17 protein-coding genes are annotated in these 18500 nt (G+C 37.5%); 11 read left to right on the top strand and 6 right to left on the bottom strand.

Going from position 1 to position 18500, the window contains the following annotated elements; all coding sequences use genetic code 11:
* Positions 1-5: 5 nt before the first annotated feature.
* Positions 6-1076, bottom strand: a complete 1071-nt coding sequence (locus A923_RS0102345) for a glycosyltransferase family 2 protein (protein ID WP_017220037.1) — start codon at positions 1074-1076, stop codon at positions 6-8.
* Between the two features lie 147 nt (positions 1077-1223).
* Here A923_RS0102345 and A923_RS0102340 point away from each other — a divergent pair, with 147 nt between their 5' ends.
* Positions 1224-1901 (top strand): response regulator transcription factor, encoded by a 678-nt coding sequence (locus A923_RS0102340; protein WP_017220036.1) that lies wholly within the window; start codon positions 1224-1226, stop codon positions 1899-1901.
* Between the two features lie 15 nt (positions 1902-1916).
* Positions 1917-3170: a sensor histidine kinase gene (locus A923_RS0102335; RefSeq protein WP_017220035.1), complete on the top strand. Its 1254-nt coding sequence runs from the start codon at positions 1917-1919 to the stop codon at positions 3168-3170.
* A 33-nt stretch (positions 3171-3203) separates the two neighbouring features.
* Here A923_RS0102335 and A923_RS0102330 read toward each other — a convergent pair whose 3' ends face one another.
* The 3 genes from A923_RS0102330 to A923_RS0102320 form a co-directional block, all read right to left on the bottom strand.
* Positions 3204-3593 carry a GtrA family protein gene (locus tag A923_RS0102330; RefSeq protein WP_017220034.1) on the bottom strand — a complete coding sequence of 130 codons (390 nt, stop codon included), beginning with the start codon at positions 3591-3593 and terminating at the stop codon, positions 3204-3206.
* 128 nt (positions 3594-3721) lie between these two features.
* The gene (locus A923_RS0102325) at positions 3722-4195 is read right to left on the bottom strand and encodes a LabA-like NYN domain-containing protein (protein WP_017220033.1); all 474 of its coding nucleotides are present in this window, start codon (positions 4193-4195) and stop codon (positions 3722-3724) included.
* A 50-nt stretch (positions 4196-4245) separates the two neighbouring features.
* Positions 4246-4701, bottom strand: coding sequence for a YaiI/YqxD family protein (locus A923_RS0102320; RefSeq protein ID WP_026006025.1), 456 nt, complete (start codon positions 4699-4701; stop codon positions 4246-4248).
* Positions 4702-4824: 123 nt separating this feature from the next.
* On the opposite strand from A923_RS0102320, the gene A923_RS0102315 reads away from it, so the two are divergent.
* Both A923_RS0102315 and mepK read left to right on the top strand, forming a co-directional pair.
* Positions 4825-6138, top strand: a complete 1314-nt coding sequence (locus A923_RS0102315) for a L,D-transpeptidase family protein (RefSeq protein ID WP_017220031.1) — start codon at positions 4825-4827, stop codon at positions 6136-6138.
* Positions 6139-6208: 70 nt separating this feature from the next.
* Positions 6209-6751, top strand: a complete 543-nt coding sequence (gene mepK / locus A923_RS0102310) for a peptidoglycan L,D-endopeptidase MepK (protein WP_026006024.1) — start codon at positions 6209-6211, stop codon at positions 6749-6751.
* Positions 6752-6896: 145 nt separating this feature from the next.
* Here the strand turns inward: mepK and A923_RS0102305 are convergent, their stop codons facing one another.
* Entirely contained in the window at positions 6897-8000 is a 1104-nt protein-coding gene (locus A923_RS0102305) for a right-handed parallel beta-helix repeat-containing protein (RefSeq protein ID WP_017220029.1), read from the bottom strand.
* A 191-nt stretch (positions 8001-8191) separates the two neighbouring features.
* Here A923_RS0102305 and A923_RS0102300 point away from each other — a divergent pair, with 191 nt between their 5' ends.
* Positions 8192-9442, top strand: a complete 1251-nt coding sequence (locus tag A923_RS0102300; RefSeq protein WP_017220028.1) for an O-antigen ligase family protein — start codon at positions 8192-8194, stop codon at positions 9440-9442.
* A 30-nt stretch (positions 9443-9472) separates the two neighbouring features.
* The gene (locus A923_RS0102295; protein WP_017220027.1) at positions 9473-10912 is read left to right on the top strand and encodes an oligosaccharide flippase family protein; all 1440 of its coding nucleotides are present in this window, start codon (positions 9473-9475) and stop codon (positions 10910-10912) included.
* A gap of 52 nt (positions 10913-10964) precedes the next feature.
* On the opposite strand, the gene A923_RS0102290 is transcribed toward A923_RS0102295, so the two are convergent.
* Positions 10965-11981 (bottom strand): acyltransferase family protein, encoded by a 1017-nt coding sequence (locus A923_RS0102290; protein WP_017220026.1) that lies wholly within the window; start codon positions 11979-11981, stop codon positions 10965-10967.
* 288 nt (positions 11982-12269) lie between these two features.
* Here A923_RS0102290 and A923_RS0102285 point away from each other — a divergent pair, with 288 nt between their 5' ends.
* The 5 genes from A923_RS0102285 to A923_RS0102265 all read left to right on the top strand — a co-directional run bounded on the left by A923_RS0102285 (position 12270) and on the right by A923_RS0102265 (position 18324).
* Positions 12270-13664: an undecaprenyl-phosphate glucose phosphotransferase gene (locus A923_RS0102285; protein WP_017220025.1), complete on the top strand. Its 1395-nt coding sequence runs from the start codon at positions 12270-12272 to the stop codon at positions 13662-13664.
* Positions 13665-13702: 38 nt separating this feature from the next.
* Entirely contained in the window at positions 13703-14914 is a 1212-nt protein-coding gene (locus A923_RS0102280) for an outer membrane beta-barrel protein (protein WP_237716156.1), read from the top strand.
* A gap of 9 nt (positions 14915-14923) precedes the next feature.
* Entirely contained in the window at positions 14924-15442 is a 519-nt protein-coding gene (locus A923_RS0102275) for a polysaccharide biosynthesis/export family protein (RefSeq protein ID WP_017220023.1), read from the top strand.
* Positions 15442-17745 (top strand): GumC family protein, encoded by a 2304-nt coding sequence (locus A923_RS0102270; protein ID WP_017220022.1) that lies wholly within the window; start codon positions 15442-15444, stop codon positions 17743-17745. The genes A923_RS0102275 and A923_RS0102270 overlap by 1 nt, the downstream gene beginning before the upstream one ends.
* 99 nt (positions 17746-17844) lie before the next feature.
* Complete coding sequence (locus A923_RS0102265; RefSeq protein WP_017220021.1) at positions 17845-18324, top strand: DUF1499 domain-containing protein; 480 nt, start codon at positions 17845-17847, stop codon at positions 18322-18324.
* Positions 18325-18500: the final 176 nt, after the last annotated feature.

Raw genomic sequence — 18500 nt, 5'->3', positions numbered from 1 at the left:
TACTACTAGCCTTGTTTAAAATGAGCGTTGTGGGCTTGATGCGTATTTACGTTACTGTTTCTATGCTGGGTTAGATTGAAGCCTTTATTTGGCTCTGCGGTTTGTTCATTCATGACAATAAAGTTGGGACGTTGTTTTGATTCAATAAATAAACGACCGACATACTCACCCATGAGTCCTATTGACAACAATTGAATGCCACCCAATAATAATACAACCGTCATTAATGAAGGGTAACCAGCAACCGGGTCGCCCCAAAATAAAGTTTTGCTCACCAGTACGATAGCCATCATTACCGAAATAACGGATGTCAGCATCCCCGCTGCAGTAGCGATGCGCAATGGTCTGATACTGAAAGAAGTAATGCCTTCAAATGCGAGGTGGATGAGTTTGGTATAATTCCATTTAGTGGTGCCAGCTTGACGTGCGTCTCGATCAAATTGCAGTGTGCAAGTATTGAAGCCAGGCCAAGAGAGTAAACCTTTCATAAAACGGTTACGTTCTGGTAATTCATTAATAACGTCGACAACTTTACGATCTAATAATCTAAAGTCACCCACATTACGCGGCATTTCAATATCAGCTAATCGATTGATCAATTTATAAAAAAGATACGCGGTGGATCGTTTTAGCCAGTTTTCGCCGTGGCGTTCTTTACGCTGCATGTTAACGACATCATAGCCATTTTCCCATTCACTGATCATTTCAGGTATTAACTCGGGTGGATCTTGTAAGTCGGCATCCAATAGTATCACCGCACGGCCGACTGTATTTGCCATGCCAGCTGTCATTGCGGCTTCTTTTCCGAAGTTACGGCTGAGCTTAATGCAGCGCACGGTATGATTGTTCGCGGTAAAGGCGATGACTTGTGACCATGAATCATCATTACTACCGTCATCGACATAAATGATCTCACACGGTTGCTGCAACGTATTTAGAACCGCGACAACACGTTGGTGACAGTCTGTTAGTACTTCATCTTCATTATAAAATGGGATCACGATAGACAATAAAGGCGGTATTGTGCTGCTATTCGCCTCTCTGTGTTCTGTAATGGATGTGATACTGGCTGGCATAATAAATTCCGATTTGGATAACAATGCATACAGTCTAGATTACGTTGTGTGGAATTAATGTTTTCGACATGTTTTTTACATTTTTACATTATTTCGACATCAAATTTGTCATAATGAAGACGTATTTAATTATTGGATTGAAAGGTTATGAAAATATTATTAGTGGAAGATCATCAAGATATTGCCGGTATTATCTTTGATTTTTTTGAAATTAAAGGTTACACCTTAGATTATGCGCAAGATGGTGTGCATGGTTATGAACTCGCTAGTAATAATTTTTATGATTTAATTATTCTAGACATTCAGATGCCACGTATGGATGGCTTGACTGTTTGTCAAAAATTAAGAGAACAGGGTAACGATACACCGATTTTAATGCTCACAGCGCGTGATACACGTGAGGATACACTTGCTGGATTTGATTGTGGTGCGGACGATTATCTTATCAAACCATTTGATCTCGACATTCTCGCAGCCCGTGTTCAAGCGCTACACCGTCGTCGAAGTGGAAAAAATGCGGCCAAAATTTTAACCTTTAATGATCTTTCATTAGACTTGAAAACACATGTTGCTTCTCGCAATGGCTATAATTTTGAATTAAATCCAACGCAGTTCACTATTTTGAAACTATTGATGATGCGCAGCCCTGAAATAGTGACTAAAAATGAAATTATCAATGCGATTTGGGGCGAGGATGAACCCGAAGCTGACATTTTACGCAGTCATATCTACCAGTTACGCAATCATGTCGATAAACCTTTTCAGCACAACTATATTAAAACCTTATCAAAAATTGGTTATCAACTAGTTTCAGTGGACTGTTAAGAGTAGGTAATTATTATGGCTAAAGTACGCTCGGCTAAACAGCTTACATTCATCTATTTTTCAATTGTGGCGTTTGCGATCATTATGATCCACGCGACTGTGCTTGATTCAACACTTGAAAGCATTGAGAAATTAAGTATTCAAAATCGACTATTATTGCAAAAAGAATCGATCGTTGAAAAATCTAAATTAGCCGGTGAAGTGCGTTCGTTTAAAATAGACGAGTTTACAACGGGTTATTTTAATCGCGTTACGTTACCTGAGCCAGTGGATGAAAATCTATATCTTCCTGTTGATGAAGCCATTGAAATTCAGCAGGGTAATTCTTTAGGAACTGAGTTCTTTTTAATGAAACTTGCTACATTAGATAAACAGCATTCGTTTATTTACATTGTTCATCGTGATCCCGCTTTTGAAATGGGTGAAGAAGAGATCATGTGGACACAATCATGGCAGTCGTTGATCTCATTTTTTCTGCTCATTGTCGCTTTATTAGTTGTAATGCGTATTTCAGACAGGCTAACTGCACCAATATCGATATTTGCGCAACAGATTGCGCGTCGTTCACCTGATGATAGCAGTGACATTGAGCTACCCGCGGGTATCGCGACGAAAGAGTTACTACAGCTTGTTGATAGTTATAACAAGAATCAGCAACAGAAAAATGCGTTAATCGAGCGAGAGCGTGCATTTAACCGTATGGCGAGTCATGAATTACGTACACCTTTAATGGTGATGAAAGGCGCGACCAATTTATTGAGCTATAGCAATGAACCTGAATTTATCAAAAAACAACAAGGTCGTTTAGAAAGTGCGGCAAATGAGATGAATGACTTTATCGATGCTTTGCTGTCATTAACTAAATCGGAACAAGACTTAGCACTAGCACAACGCCTGTTGACTGAAGATGAAATCATGGTGAGTGTGAATGCGCACAGTGCTTTACTTAGTTCAAAATCTGTCGTTGTTAATGTGATCATAAAGCAAGCCCCTATGGTCATGATCCCCGAAGTGGCGTTAAAATTGTTACTGGGTAATTTATTTAAAAATGCGTTCGCGTGTACTGAATCGGGTGAAGTGAAGGTGGTCGTTGATTGTCATTCAATTGCTGTGATTGATACCGGCATCGGTCTTTATAAGAAACTGCGCTCTGATGAAGGGCATGGACTCGGTCTATTAATTACCAGAGATATTTGTCGTAAATACAACTGGAAATTTGAACTGAAAAATAATGAAGCTGGTGGCTGTAGCGCGATTATAACATTTTAGATCTATGGGTAACTTTTGCGACTAACTAATAAATCACTTGGCGAATACCCAGCGGTCAGCTAAAAGATAGTTAATGAACATACCAAATATAATACCGGGGATGATGGCTAAAATTGCAGCCGTCCCCGTGAGTGATAAGGCCGACACTAAGAGCCAATAACAAAGTAGATTAGGTATTGCCCCGAAACATGATGAGCACAGAAACTTACTCCATTGTTGAAGTAATCCTGAATCACTGTCTACTTGTTGTGCTTTAAAGGTAAAGCTGCGATTCAGTAGCCAATTACTGTTTACGGCAAAGAAAAATGCCAGTAATCGTGCGGCGTATAAAGGCATTAATGTTGAGAATACTATCATTGCGCTTAAATCGACGATGAAACCAATGCCGCCGACACAAGCAAATTTAATATATTTGTTATTCATGTTTAGTCTTAGCGAGCTTGTTTTTAAATCGTAAAACTAACATCGAACATGTAGAAAAAAAGTGAATAACAATTTATCAGAAATAATCTATCAACCGTAACGTATCAACCGTAGATCATAATCGTTCTTTATAACAAGAAATCTTCATAAATAGGGTTGAATACAGTTGCGCTATTTATTAAGGCATTAGCCGTAAGGGCTGGTACGCCATACACTTCAGCTCTGACTTGATGACGTGTCTTTATGGTATCAAGCAAGATAGCAAAGTCACCGTCACCAGAAAGTAGTACGACAGTATCGACTGACTCTGCAACTTGTAATACATCGATCGTTATACCCACATCCCAATCACCTTTTGCGCTGCCATCACTGCGTTGGATAAAAGGTTTTAGTTTCACATCAAAGCCAATATGTTTGAGTGCGTCTTGGAACTTTCGTTGCTGATCGTCATTTCTGTCAATCGCATAAGCATACGCAGTGACTACGTCACCTTGCAATAATAAATGCTGCCAGAGTTTACGATAATTAAACTGACGACCATAAGTATGGCGAGTGGTGTAATAGATATTCTGTACGTCAACAAATACGGCTATTTTCTGCACGAGCTATTCCTATTTTTATACGGTCTATTTTAAAGTGCCATGATAATGAACTATGCTTTTTTCGCGTATTTAGCGAGGTACTGATCAAGCGCATTACCAAATGCTTGTTTATCTTTTATGCCTAATGCCGCGGGTCCACCGGTCATTTCACCGCTTGCGCGCATAGTATCCATAAAATCGCGCATATTCAGACGCTGACGGATATTACTAAGCGTATACTTTTCGCCACGAGACGTGATGACATGGCCACCTTTTTCGATCACCTCTGCCGCCAATGGAATATCAGAGGTGATAACCAGGTCATCCGCCGACATTTTTAAGACGATATGGTCATCTGCAACATCAAAACCGGAAGGAACTTGGGTCATTGATATATAAGGTGAAGCCGGTACACGTATCCAGTGATTCGCCACAAGTACTAATGGTACTTTCACACGCACAGCTGCGCGAAAAAGAATTTCCTTCATTGGGGTCGGACAAGCATCCGCATCAACCCAAATTGTAATATTATTTTGCATATCACCTTCATACTTATTTAAAGAGGGGTATTTTAACGTATAAGCAGATAAAAATGTTGGTCAGTTGTTATTTATTAGCCATACTTAAATTATGTTCAATAGGAGACGTCTATGTATAAAATGTATCTTTTTAAGAGATTGAAAATTATACAAAAACTATCTATTAACAACAAGTTAAAATCGATGTTATTGTTGGTTATGATCTCATCGATAAGTCATCATGCTTCTGCGTTACCACTTCATCAAGTTTCAATTCTGGGCAGAACGACAGATGTGATCGATAATATGAATACCATCAATAATGAATATTATGCCTACGTCAATCATAGTAATACACAACCAGATAATCTGTTACCAAAAAATCACGCGGTAAGTGACGTACCGGTTTCCAAAAAGACGTTACAGTTTTCAAGCCGTGCGAGTTATCTAAACTGGCTTTCTGTGCAATATAAGTGGGATGAAATAATATTTTCTAATTTATTACGCATCGGCGATCGGGCCCCTATGGTGCATGAAATCCATGCTCGGTTGATATTACTGGGAGATAGCGATGCGCAATTGCATCAATCAAATGTTTACACGGCAGAAATTGCCACAGCGGTGCGTAATTTTCAGCGTCGACATGGATTAACGGCAGATGCCGTCATTGGTCCCGATACACTAAAATGGTTAAATCTAAATCCCCTTCGACGATCTGAGTTGTTGAGTCAAAATATGGAAGAAAAAATCCATTTCATGGCTAATCTTGGTGACCGATACCTGCTTGTCAATATCCCTGCTTATGAATTACTGCTCAGCGATAACGGTAAAATTGCACTGCGCTCTCGTGTCATTGTTGGAAAACCTAAAAAACCAACGCCGATATTAACGAGTGAAATTAAGAGCATCGTCATTAACCCAAGTTGGCGGGTGCCGCGGAGTATCTTAGAAGACGATTTATTACCAAAAGTACAAAAGAATGGCGATTTTTTTGCTCAACGTAATTTTAAAGTGTTTAACTATCAAAACCAAACAATAGAAAAATCTCCTGCAGAGTGGCAGGAACTCGCCAATGGCCAATTCCCATATCGACTTGAACAAATGCCGGGAACAAACAATGCGCTTGGTCGTTACAAATTCTACTTCCCTAATGATTTTAGTGTTTACCTTCATGACACAACCAATACGAACTTGTTCAACAATGCCAATAGGGCGTTATCTTCTGGTTGTATTCGCATTGAGAAAGTAGATGAATTGGCCAATTGGGTTGCTAATAGCTTAGTTGATAATAAAGCATTATGGTCGAACCTTAAATTTACACGAAAAACAACCAAGTGGTTTCCGTTAAATGATGTTTTACCAGTACATTTGGTGTATTGGACTGCATGGATTGATGACAGTGGATTAAGCCAGTATCGTGACGACATATATGCTTTGCAGCAATAAAACTTGATCTAATAGCTTATTGCATATACATTCCACTGCTTCTGTATGAAAAGCGATCAATGGTGGTAAAGTGTCAATAGTATGTTCAACCCGTAGAAAGGTATTAGTAGGTCTTGGTGGATTAGCCGCATGTTCAGTGCTGCCTGTGCAAGCAAGTCAAAGCGTAATAGGCTTGAGAAAATTGGGTTTTTACAACATTCACACAAGAGAACGTGAGCACGGTAGCTATTGGATCGATGGTTTCTATCAGGATGATACTCTTCAAAATTTTAGTCATGTACTCCGAGATCACAGACAAAATTTAGCCGCTCCGATGGACAACCGTTTATATGAGTTATTGTATCAGCTAAATCGAACCTTAAATGTGACAGAAGAGTTTCATGTTATCTCCGGCTATCGTTCACCTAAAACAAATCAAATGCTAGCCAGTAAAAGTAATGCTGTAGCCACAAAAAGCTATCACATGCGTGGTATGGCCATTGATATAGCCATGCCTGATGTGAAGTTATCCCATTTACGTGAAGCCGCTATTTCGTTAAAACTAGGTGGGGTTGGATATTACCCTAAATCAGGGTTTATCCATGTTGACACTGGGCCTGTGAGGCTGTGGTAAGTTTATTCGTTACAGTTTATTTGTAGTTGATAATAAAGGGTTGCTCATGGCAGCCTTTTTAATTTTCCGGCGCAATACTGAGGGTTAAGATTGGATTGTTACCGTATAAGATTACTGCTAGTAGTATGATTTGTTAATGATAAGTCTATTTTATAGTAATAACGGCTTTTAAGTTATCACTGGTACCGCCAGTACAAGCCTCTGAAAAGGGTTTGCCTTTCCCAATAAAACGATTTTTTTCTAAGGTGACCTTGTTCAACTTAGGGTTTAAAAAAGTAGTAAATAAGCATATAGCGACCACTTTAATTTTATCATCAATGATAAGGTTGTCTTTAATGATCGTGTCTCCGTGTCCGACCGCAATACCAATAGGTCTATACCCAGAACGATTAGTGATATCTGTAATTACATTGTTCTCTATTAAATAACCGCCCAGTTCTGCAAATGAAGACTCGGTAGCAACGGTGATCGCAGCATTAAATTGTAAATTAACATTACTAATACTATTCTCGATTATTTTCACGTCATAGGCATTGGCCTTAACATCAATCGCTTCGTTGTTGGTGTGATGAATGATGTTATTACGAATCGTTACATCACTTACCGTATGGCGTATTTTCAACCTGCTCTTATCTTTGGTATAAGCCCCATCACCAATATATAAACCTTCTCCATAACGGGGATGGAGCCGCCCAGTATTAAAAATAATGTTGTCTTTGATAAGATAGTGGCTACCGCCATAATATTTGGGTTTTATTGATATGGCTTGATTACCGATGTCAAATACTCTATTTGATATCAGTGATATATTGGAAGAGTCTTGTACTAATATTGCGCTTAAACCACCCGTGATGATCAGCCCTTGGATAATAATTCCCTTAGAATTCTTTATTGTTAAACCTGTCCCCGTGTAGTGTTTACTTTTTATTGTGGTTCCTAGGTAATGTAAAGGACGGATTATGAGCGGTTTATTACCACTGTCGAAGTCTTCAATCATGATGACGGGTTGATAGCTGTCAGCAAGGCAAATCACGTCACCTTCAATATAGTGTTCTAAAGCAAAACTCAATTTAGTAAACGAAGGTATTGGATATGATAAATTTTTCTTACCAGTGGTGATTAGCTTTGTACAATCTTGTGTCGTATTCGTTAATGCTGAATTGGCAGTATTTGAAAAGGTAGCCATGTGTAAAATGAAAGAACACAGAATTAATTTGTTTCTATATTTAGTGATAACGTCATACGTCATAGAGAACCTTATAACGGGCTAATGTAACTGTATTAATGATAGTGCATGAGACTCGCATTGACATCCAAGGGAATGCCAAATCCTTACCTAACGTCTAATATCATATTTATGCTGAATTAATTGTTATATGACTAGCTAAATATAATCTGTTTGGATTCTAGTTGTCTTCTCTACTTCAAATTGGATTTTATATGAATGTTATTATCTGGCTTGAAAAATATGGTTTATTACTTATGTTGTTGTTTTGTCTTGGCGTTTATACACCGGACTTTACTAATAAGATTAGTATGATGGATCGAGAGTTAGATTCAATTACGAGTGGTCTTGCCCAAAGTAATCTATTCAAACAAGTATTTTGGGTATTCTTATTTATGTTCTTTTCGTTTAGATTTTTTATAAATACTGAGATAAATAAATTAAAACCAGAAGTTATAAAGAAAATATTCATCTTAATTGTCATTTGTACTGTTGCTATACTCAGTGCTAGTTGGTCTAGTTATCCGATGATTGCAATGAAACGAGCCGTGTTTCAAATTCTATTTTGTACCTCGTTAGCGTTAGGGCTTTGCTTTTCATATTATCATCACAGTATCGAGTTAAATCTAAAAGCAGCAGTAATTATATGTATCATTATGATATCAGTGGCTATAGTCCAAGGTGCAGGGTTGAATCAAGATATGCAATTGGCCGGATATTTGAAATCAAAAAATACGATGGGTATTAACTTGGCTGTGTTAATTGTTATAAGCCATATGTGGATGAAATCATTTGATATAAACAGTGTGTTTTTAAATGTAATGTTGGTCATTCTGTTTGTGTTACTTCTTCTAACTCAGAGTAAATCAAGTATTGTGCTGTGTATTATGTATTTCCTAATGACACACATAAGTTTGTTTAAAGTAAAAGTAATAACATCAACGTTGGCAATTTTATTTTTTAGTGTGTTCATTCTTATACCTGGGGTGAGTTATCACATGAATGATTACCAACATATTGCATTATATGTTGATGATGATTTTTTTACTGGTCGAGGGGTTATATGGGATTCACTCTATTATGATCTTACATTTTTTGATGAGATAACATTTGGTTATGGTTATGGCAGTTATTTTGGTGTGGGTATAATACCGTTCGTATTAGATGATAAATACAGTTTTTTGCAATATATATCATCAGCACATAATGGTTATCTAGAGCTGTTATTACAGTTTGGGGTTGTGGGTTCATCTTTTATTTTTGTTTTTTTAATTATTTCAATGTTGAAATCTAACAATTCATATTTCCATGCTGCACTTATTATACCTATTCTTCATAATGTAACGGAATCAACGGTATTTAGAGATGCAAGTATGGCATGGTTGTTAATGGTTGTGATTATAGTGTCATCCGGTATTTACCTCGTCAGACATGCAGAAAATAATCGGCGATCCAGTGCGATTTAAATATCTTGTTCGTGATAGGTATGTATATTTATGAGTAAAATAAACAAAGAATTGAATAAAGGCATTATTCAAAGTTTAATCGGGAAATATTCTCTTTACCTATTGCAAATTATATCATTATCCATTTTAGCTCGATTATTCACACCAGAAGATTTTGGTACCTTAGCGGCGTTACAAGTGCTTATTCTTTTTTTTCAACTATTAGCTACATCAGGACTCGCACCAGCCATTATTCACCAAGATAGTATCGATGTAGATCAGCGTAATGGCATCTTTACTGCGACGTTTATTATTGGTATTTCGCTGTCTTTTTTATTCATTTATCTTACGCCATTACTCGCGAACTGGCTTAACTTAACGCACGTTAGCTTGTTAACCTATGTATTAACGTTGAATGTACTTTTTTCAGCCATAGCAATGTTACCATTGGCTTCGTTACAAAAAGACACCAAATTTATTATTATTGGTAAAGCAGAGGTATACGCAGAAATAATTGCGTTAATTATTTGTATTATATTGTATTTATTCGATTTAGGGGTCGTAGCATTAGCGGTTAAACTATCAATTACACCTGTGGGTCGGTTTGTATTTTATTATCGATTTTCAAAACAGACCGAGATAGGCCAGGCCAAATTGGGGAGCAAGATATCAAGTATTGTCCCATTATTCGCGGTAGCTAAATTCCAACTTGGTTTTAATATACTTAATTTTTTCTCTCGAAATTTAGATACTATATTAGTGGCTAAATATTTCGGTGTAACGACCGTCGGTTTTTATGAGAAAACCTACCAGCTTATGCGCTATCCACTTCAACTGTTTACCTTTGCCATCAATCCCGCACTGCAACCTGTATTAACGCGATACAAAACACAACCAGCGATGATTTTCGCTGCTTATTATCAATTGGTTTACAAACTCGCAGCGTTAGGGATAGTCACTGCGACGATCATGTTTTGGAATGCCGATGACATTATTTTTATATTGTTTGGATCTCAATGGTTAGCTGCTAGTGAGTTGTTGAAAATATTAGCGCTCTCGATTCCGGTACAAATGGTGCTTAGTTCAACTGGCGGTTTGTATCAGGCAATGGGCGCGACCAAACAGATGTTTTATTGCGGTGTCTTCTCATCTATTGTCAACGTTTCGGCCATAATTCTTGGTGTGTATACGGGCGAGATGACCGTGTTGTGCACAAGTTTGGTGGTCGCTTTTATTATTAATTATTTCCAATGTTTTTATGTTTTACATCATAGTGTGTTTAAGATAAAAAAATTACGGTCTTTTACTGTATTGTCTAGTTTGGTCTTGATTAGTTTGGTTAACGTCGTGTTTGAGTCAACGGGTAAAACGCCACATGATTCATTCAGCTACTCAAACAGCTTTTATAATATAGCCAACGTGCTCCTGCCTCTTATCTTTATTGCTGTGATTGCATTAATTTTTAACAAACGTCACAAATTAAAGCGCTAAATTTATAGTTCTAAAGAACAAGGCAGTTTTGTACCCAATTACGGTTTTATTATTAACTGCCAATGAAATAGCGACTTCGCTTACCCAAGGTTTTAATTATACATATTGAAAGTAGTGAACTAATTGCAACAACCAACATAAATTTAATAAATGTTGCTGACCCATCGCTAAGACCATAGCTCAATAATGTTTTGTCAATTGATACCCTTGTTAATAGGATTAGAACATAACCATGTATGAAATAAAGTGAGAATGATATTTTTGCTAGAAACGATAATGGTTTTATATTGAAATTTTCTAGTGAATTAATTGACGTTATAAAAAAAAGTATTAACAATGTTTTTTGTATATACAATAAGTCAAGGCCAGAGAAAACAAATAAATCTTTATGGCTGCTACCAATACTCCCAATTACATGTCCCTGTACATAAGCTAATAATATGGTTGAAAATAAAAACAGGTAATTGTACTTTCTTATTTTATATATTAAATCTCGATGGACAACACAGTAAATGCCAAACAAATAAAATGGGATGTGGTAGATGAACGAATGAAATGGGTTTAAGCCGCCAATAGGGCGGTGGGCTAAGATAGAAAGCAAAGAGAGTATAAGTAAAATAGTCAGTTGTGATTTATTTGTTAATGATGTGAAATGTATGATGATAGGAGCGCTGATGAATAACAGTAAAGCAAAAGGAACATACCAATACGCAGTGATGTGACGTCCTGTGACGATGTTTATTAAGCTACCTTCTACGGTCGTTACATCACCAAGTAACGGATGGAAATCACCACTTAACGCTATATTAATTAATGCCGGTGCAGAACAGATTAAATACGGTAATATCACAAATTTAAATTTTCTTTTTAAATATAGTGGGTAGTTAAAAACACCTTTTTGTAAATGTTGAAACAAGTAACCACTAATGAATACAAATAATGCGGTAGACCCTGAGAGTAGATTAGTAAAGATCGGGTTGTCAATTTCGACATTGCCCACATGAACGTGGGCGGCAATAATAAATAATATTGCTATGCCTCTAAAATAGTGAAAAGAAGTTATAAACATATTAACCCTTTCGCTTAACCTCACACATTAACATCATAGTTTATTATTTAAATATATAAAATATTTGTTTCAGTGTTAGCCCCAGTCAATTGCGGCCATAAATAAAATGACTGCTATAGTTAATGGGATATTTAATGAGTATCTACATGGAAACTAATTTTCGTGTTGAAATTTAAATTAATTAACGGATTATCAATAACATATTCAATGGATGAGCGGGTTGTTTGTGTAACTCAGTAGTTCATTTATTAAAATGAGTCTACTTTAAATTTGTTAAGGAATCTTGTTTTGAAACCTGTTAATACATTTAAGGTAAGTTTCGCTAATTATTCTTTTGTTTATCGTTTTTTAGATTTAAGTTGTGTTACGTTTTCTTTAGTGATTGTAATTAATAGCTATAATCTTCAAATGACGCAAGAGTACATTATCGTGGTGCTAACCGCTTTGGTGGTGTTTTTGTATATTGCTGAAGCGCTGCATTTATATCAAGCGTGGCGCGTAGGCCGATTCATGACTGTGCTTATGACGGTGCTGGCAGTATTCACATCTTCATTTCTCATTCTCTTCGCCATTGGCATATGGCTTAATACTGCTTTTGTTTTCCCTAGTCACGTATTAAACATATGGTTTTTTGTCGCATTTTTAAGTTGTTCCGCATGGCGAGTAATCACACATCAATGGTCTGTAGTACGCAGTAAACTAGGTATTAACCTGCGAAAAATGGCGATATTGGGGGCTACTTCAACAGGCGCAAATTTGTATCATGAAATTAATCACTGTGATGAATTAGGTTATGATTTTGTCGGTTTTTTTGATGATAGAAAAACAGACCGATTACCTGAAGGTTTAACGGTCATCAGTGATATATCAAAATGTATCCATCAAGCCAAAAATGGCGATATTGATATTCTGTTTATCACATTACCAATTTCGGCTGAGAAGCGCATTGCTGAGATCATCAATTTATTATCTGATACCACCGTCGATGTATACGTTGTCCCTGCGTTTATGCTTTCAGATGTCATGCAGGGACGCGTGACGCATATAGGCAAAATTGATGCGCTTAGTATTTTTGAGTCTCCTTATTTAGGTTCCAAGATCTTGTTAAAAAGATTTGAGGACATCGCTGTCAGTCTCATCGCGATAATACTGCTTTCTCCTGTGTACATCCTCATTGCGATAACACTTAAGATTACATCGCCTGGTCCGGTGTTATTCAAGCAAAGTAGATACGGATTACGAGGTGAGAATATATCTGTATATAAGTTTCGCAGCATGACAGTCATGGAGTCTGATGGGCAAGTTACGCAGGCCACAAGAGGTGATAAACGTGTCACGCCATTTGGTGGTTTTCTACGTCGTAGTTCTCTTGACGAGTTGCCTCAGTTTTTTAATGTGCTGATGGGCGACATGTCCGTTGTAGGGCCGCGTCCTCATGCCGTGTCACATAATGAAGAGTATCGTAAACTTATTCAGTTTTATATGTTACGTCATCATGTAAAACCTGGGATAACGGGGTGGGCACAAGTCAGTGGCTGGCGAGGAGAAACAGATACATTAGACAAGATGCAAAAACGTATTGAGTATGACCTTTATTACATTTTGCAGTGGTCAATCTGGTTTGATTTGAAAATTTTGATGTTAACCGTACTGACCTGTTTAAAAAGTGAGAACACTTATTAGCAATTTGTAGAGGTAAATCATGATACAAGCTCAAATTTTTGAAACTCTGGAGCGCTCAAATGAAAGCATATAAAGTCAATGTTTATTGGTTTAGTTTCGCTTTATTGAGTGATGGTGTATTTGCTTACATACCAGATACACACATTACTGATGGCGGTTTATTTATTAAACCATCTTTAGAGATAGGCGTTGCCTACGATGATAATATTTATAACCAACAACACGCTGGTACTAGCAGCGGTATCATGACGCTCATGCCGGCCATCAATTTCAAAATGGATGATGGTGTCAATTACTACAGTTTCGATATGAATGCAGAAAAAGGGACTTACGAAGCCAGTGGTGAAGATGATTATACTGATGGTGAGTTAGGGCTGAAAGCACATTTAGAGCCAAATGATACCCATCGAGTCGATGCTAGTCTAAAAGGTGAATGGCTAACTGAATCACGTGGGACAGGAAAATCGGAAGGTAATTTCGATCGGACAGACGAACCGATTAAATACGGTAAAAATACCTTCGCAGCATCGTATGAATATGGTGCGTTACAGACCAAAGGTCGACTTGCTTTCGATCTTATATTTTATGAAAAAGAATACCGAAATTTCGATGATATAACGAGACGCAGCAATTATGACTCCATCTTGCTTGGGTCTACATTTTATTATGCAACGAGAGCAAATACCGATGCCTTCATCGAAATTAACGCAGAGAAAATTGGATACGATTACAATGCTCCAGGTGAGCTTATTCGAGATTCGGATGTATACACTGCCTTTGTCGGTATGCAATGGGAAGCATCTGCTATTGTTCGTGGCTTTGTTAAAATAGGTGGCCAAGCAAAAGAGTTTGATGATTCTGGGCGGGAAGATTTTACCGGTTTTAGTTGGAATATTGGGGGTGTTTGGCGTCCTCTGACCTATTCGAAGCTGACATTTTCGACCTCACAAGCCACAGACGATCCAGATGTCGATGGGGATTATGTACTCGAAACAAAATACAACATCGACTGGAAGCATGATTGGACATCATACTATTATTCTTCGGTTGGTATATACAAATATAAAGATGATTACAGTGGTATTTCACGGGTCGATGATATCTATGGTTTGACGCTAAAATTTAATTATGACGTAACTCAGAATATTGCGGTTGCAGTATTTGGTGAGTGGGATAGAAATCAATCTACAGAAGCCGTGTTTGAATATGATAAAAACGTTGTGGGCTTAAGTTTCACGTTTACGCTCTAGGTGGCTAACATGATTAAAAAAATAACTATTGGTATATTACTCGTTTTTATGAATTTCACGGTTTTAGCTAACAGCTCATATATTTTGGGGCCGGGTGATAAGGTCGAAATTAAAGTCTTCGGTCAAGAAGATCTCACTGTTGAAACATTATTAAGTAATAGCGGCCAAATTAATTATCCATTTTTTGGTGAAATAAAGGTCATTGGTCTGACGGTTAAACAAGTTGAGAAATTGATCTATAAAGGCTTGAAAGGCAATTATTTGGTTAACCCAAATGTCTATGTCCACGTTGTCGAATACAGACCATTTTACATTCATGGCGAAGTGAATAGACCAGGTGGTTACCCCTACCAGCCTGGTCTGACTGTAAACCAAGCGATAGCGTTGGCGGGTGGACTAACCGAGAGGGCATCTAAAGATAAGATATATTTGTTTAAAGAAAAAAACAAAAAAACGCAAACAAACGCAAGCTTAACGTACAAAGTTAATGCTGGTGATACCATTTTGATTAAGCAAAGGTTTTTCTAATGGATAAACTTGAACAGAATCTCAATAACTCGTCTGCCAATAATGACATTGTGTTACCTTCACCGCATTGGCACGTTATCCAACGTTATAAATGGCGGGTCCTCATCGTGGCGGTGCTGGTCTCTATCTGCACCGCATTTTATCTTTCAAATGAGTCACCGTTATACCGTGCTTCTGCAACCTTATTGATCGAAGCCGATCAAGTACAAGCTGTCGCATTTGATTCGGTACAAGGACTTGATTCGAATAGAAAAGAATACTATTTAACGCAATTTGAAATTCTTAAGTCATATTCAATCGCTGAAACTGTTTACGACCGCTTGAATCTACAACAACAACCTTCATTTCAAAAAAGTGAAAGCTGGAAAGATATGGTGGTTACTTATCTTATGGAAGCCACGCCATTATTTAACTACTTTGTTATGGATGACAACGTTGATAGTGAATTTAGTGAAAATATAGGTGCAGGTTATATCAATGGCGTACCGCAAGTAGGCAGTGAGATAAGCACTGAAGAATTACAAAGCCAAACGCAGAAAAGGGCACGTTTAAGACAGTTTTCAAAAAGCTTAATTGTGACACCTATAAGAAAAACCCAACTTGTTAAGTTGTCGTATGACAGTGAAGATCCCGCTTTGGCTGCCATGATCGCGAATGCTGTAGGTGAAGCTTTTATCGCCCAAGACCTGGCGGTAAAATCGTCAATCAATAAAAATGCTGCTCACTGGCTAAGAGCGAGGCTTGAAGATTTACGGACGAGCCTTGATGCCTCTGAATCCCGTTTACAAGTATACCGTAAAGAACAAAATATCATTGATTTACAAGATCGTGGGGGCAGGGGCTTGACGGGGTTGGTGAGTAACGAACTTGAACAAACATCACGCCAATTGCTCGATGCCAAAAATGAAGTGAATCAATTACGCAGTATTGTCCGAGCCGTTGAGGAATTCGGCATTAAGGACATGAATAAATTAGAATCAATACCTGAGATAACATCACACCCAGTGATTCAGAACATTAAAACATTAAAAGTTAAAGCTAAATTAAAGGTATCTGAATTATCACAAATCTATGGACGTAAACATCCCGATCTTATTGCGGCTAAATCTGAACTTTATACTATCAACAGACATCTGACTACTCAGATATCTAAACTGGTAACAGGTATAAATAGAGATCTAAAAACCAAGCAAAGTAATGTAGCGGCCTTAGAAAGGGAATACAGTAAAATTCAAGGACAATTTCAGGATGTCATTGGTAAGGATAATGAATACCAGAAATTAGTACGCGACGTAGAAAGTAACCGTAAACTTTTCAATACGTTTTTAGAGCGATCTAAAGAAACGGCTTTAACGAGCGACTTTAATGCAGCCGTCGCTCGTTTTACCGACAGAGCACATACGCCAAGTAAACCGATTACTTTAAGTACTAAAATACTCGTATTAATCGCTTTCGTGTTGTCGATTATTTTACATATCACTTATTTGTTGGTTAAAGAATATTTCACTGATAATTTTAACTCGGTCGGTGATATAGAAACCAAGCTTGGACTACCGGTATTAGGAGTATTACCTAAGATTGCTAGAAAACGTAACCAAGATTTGGATCTGCATTATTTCTTTGACGAAGAAGGACGTCAATTTTCTGAGTCAATTCGTACATTGCGAACTAGTTTTTTATTAGCTCAAGGGCAACAGGTTAATCAGGTTATTGGGATCATCTCCTCACAACCTAATGAAGGTAAGTCCACAACGGCGACGAATATTGCTTTCTCGTTGGCTCAGATTGAAAAAACAATCCTAATTGATGCTGATATGCGCAAACCGAGTCTAGCAAGTAATTTTAACATACCAAAAGACAAACCAGGACTGGCGCAATTGATCCGCGGAGAAGCGAATTTATCGGATTGTATTACTGTAGATAAAGCATCCGGTACACATATTATGACGTGTGGTCCAACACCAAAAAATGCCCAAGAGTTATTGTCGTCCAAACGCTTCAAGCTGTTGATGGAAAATTTAAGGCAGTCGTATGACCGAATTGTTATTGATACACCCCCAATTCAGGCCGTGAGTGATTCATTGATTATATCTTTACATACAGACGCCATTATTTATGTCATTAAAAGTGAAGAAACACGCGTGCGGTTAGTTCAAAATGGTGTCCGCCGATTAGCTAAAGTTGATGCTAACCTTGTCGGTATTGTGATGAACCATGTTAATACGGACGGTGTTGCTGACTCTGATTATTACTATGGGTATTACAGTGATGATGAATACGCTGAAAAACCAGCTAAGTCATAGTCGGGGATAAAAGCAGGTATTTATTACGAGATAACTGCTTGCTGTTTATTGCATTTTTTGGTTAAATTACGTCAGTGGTTAATAGCTTAAAGGATTCAAATGTTTACGTCTCGTGTATATACCCGTTCTACATTCATACTAACGTGTAGCTTAGTACTTACTGCATGTACTGGTGCTCGTCCTTATAATTTAGGGGTTGTTAATTCAACGTTAACGCCTTGTCCTGATACTCCTAATTGTGTATCAAGTGACAGCTTAGACGAAAGTCATTATGTACCAGCATTTAAACTAGAAGCGAGTTCTGAACAGGTATGGTCTGAAATTAAGCTATATTTGGATTCGCAAAGTAATATGGTAATCGTCAGAGAGCTAGATGATTACTTATATGTTGAAAGTACGAGCATGTTTATGCGCTTTGTTGATGATTTCGAACTTCATCTGCGTGAAGAAAACGGTATTATTGCAGTAAGATCCGCTTCTAGATATGGCAAATCTGACTTTGGTGTGAATAAAGAGCGTGTTGACGCTTTGTATTTATACTTGAGTGAGAAGGGGTTAGTGAGCGAAGCTATTCGTTAAGTGAAGAGTACGTACTAACTTGAGCTGTTTTATTTAGTAAATCCTCTTTTTATGTGGAATACATCATGTAAAACAAGCTCATGAAAAAAGAACGAATAAAAAAGGGTAATACATTTTTGTATTACCCTTTTTAGATTGTCGATATCATCACAGTTGTAATGCTATAAATCTAGAAC

Source organism: Moritella dasanensis ArB 0140 (assembly GCF_000276805.1).
Taxonomy (GTDB): domain Bacteria; phylum Pseudomonadota; class Gammaproteobacteria; order Enterobacterales; family Moritellaceae; genus Moritella; species Moritella dasanensis.
The sequence above is the reverse complement of the archived record's forward strand: the minus strand, read 5'-3'. Positions and strand labels throughout refer to the sequence as shown.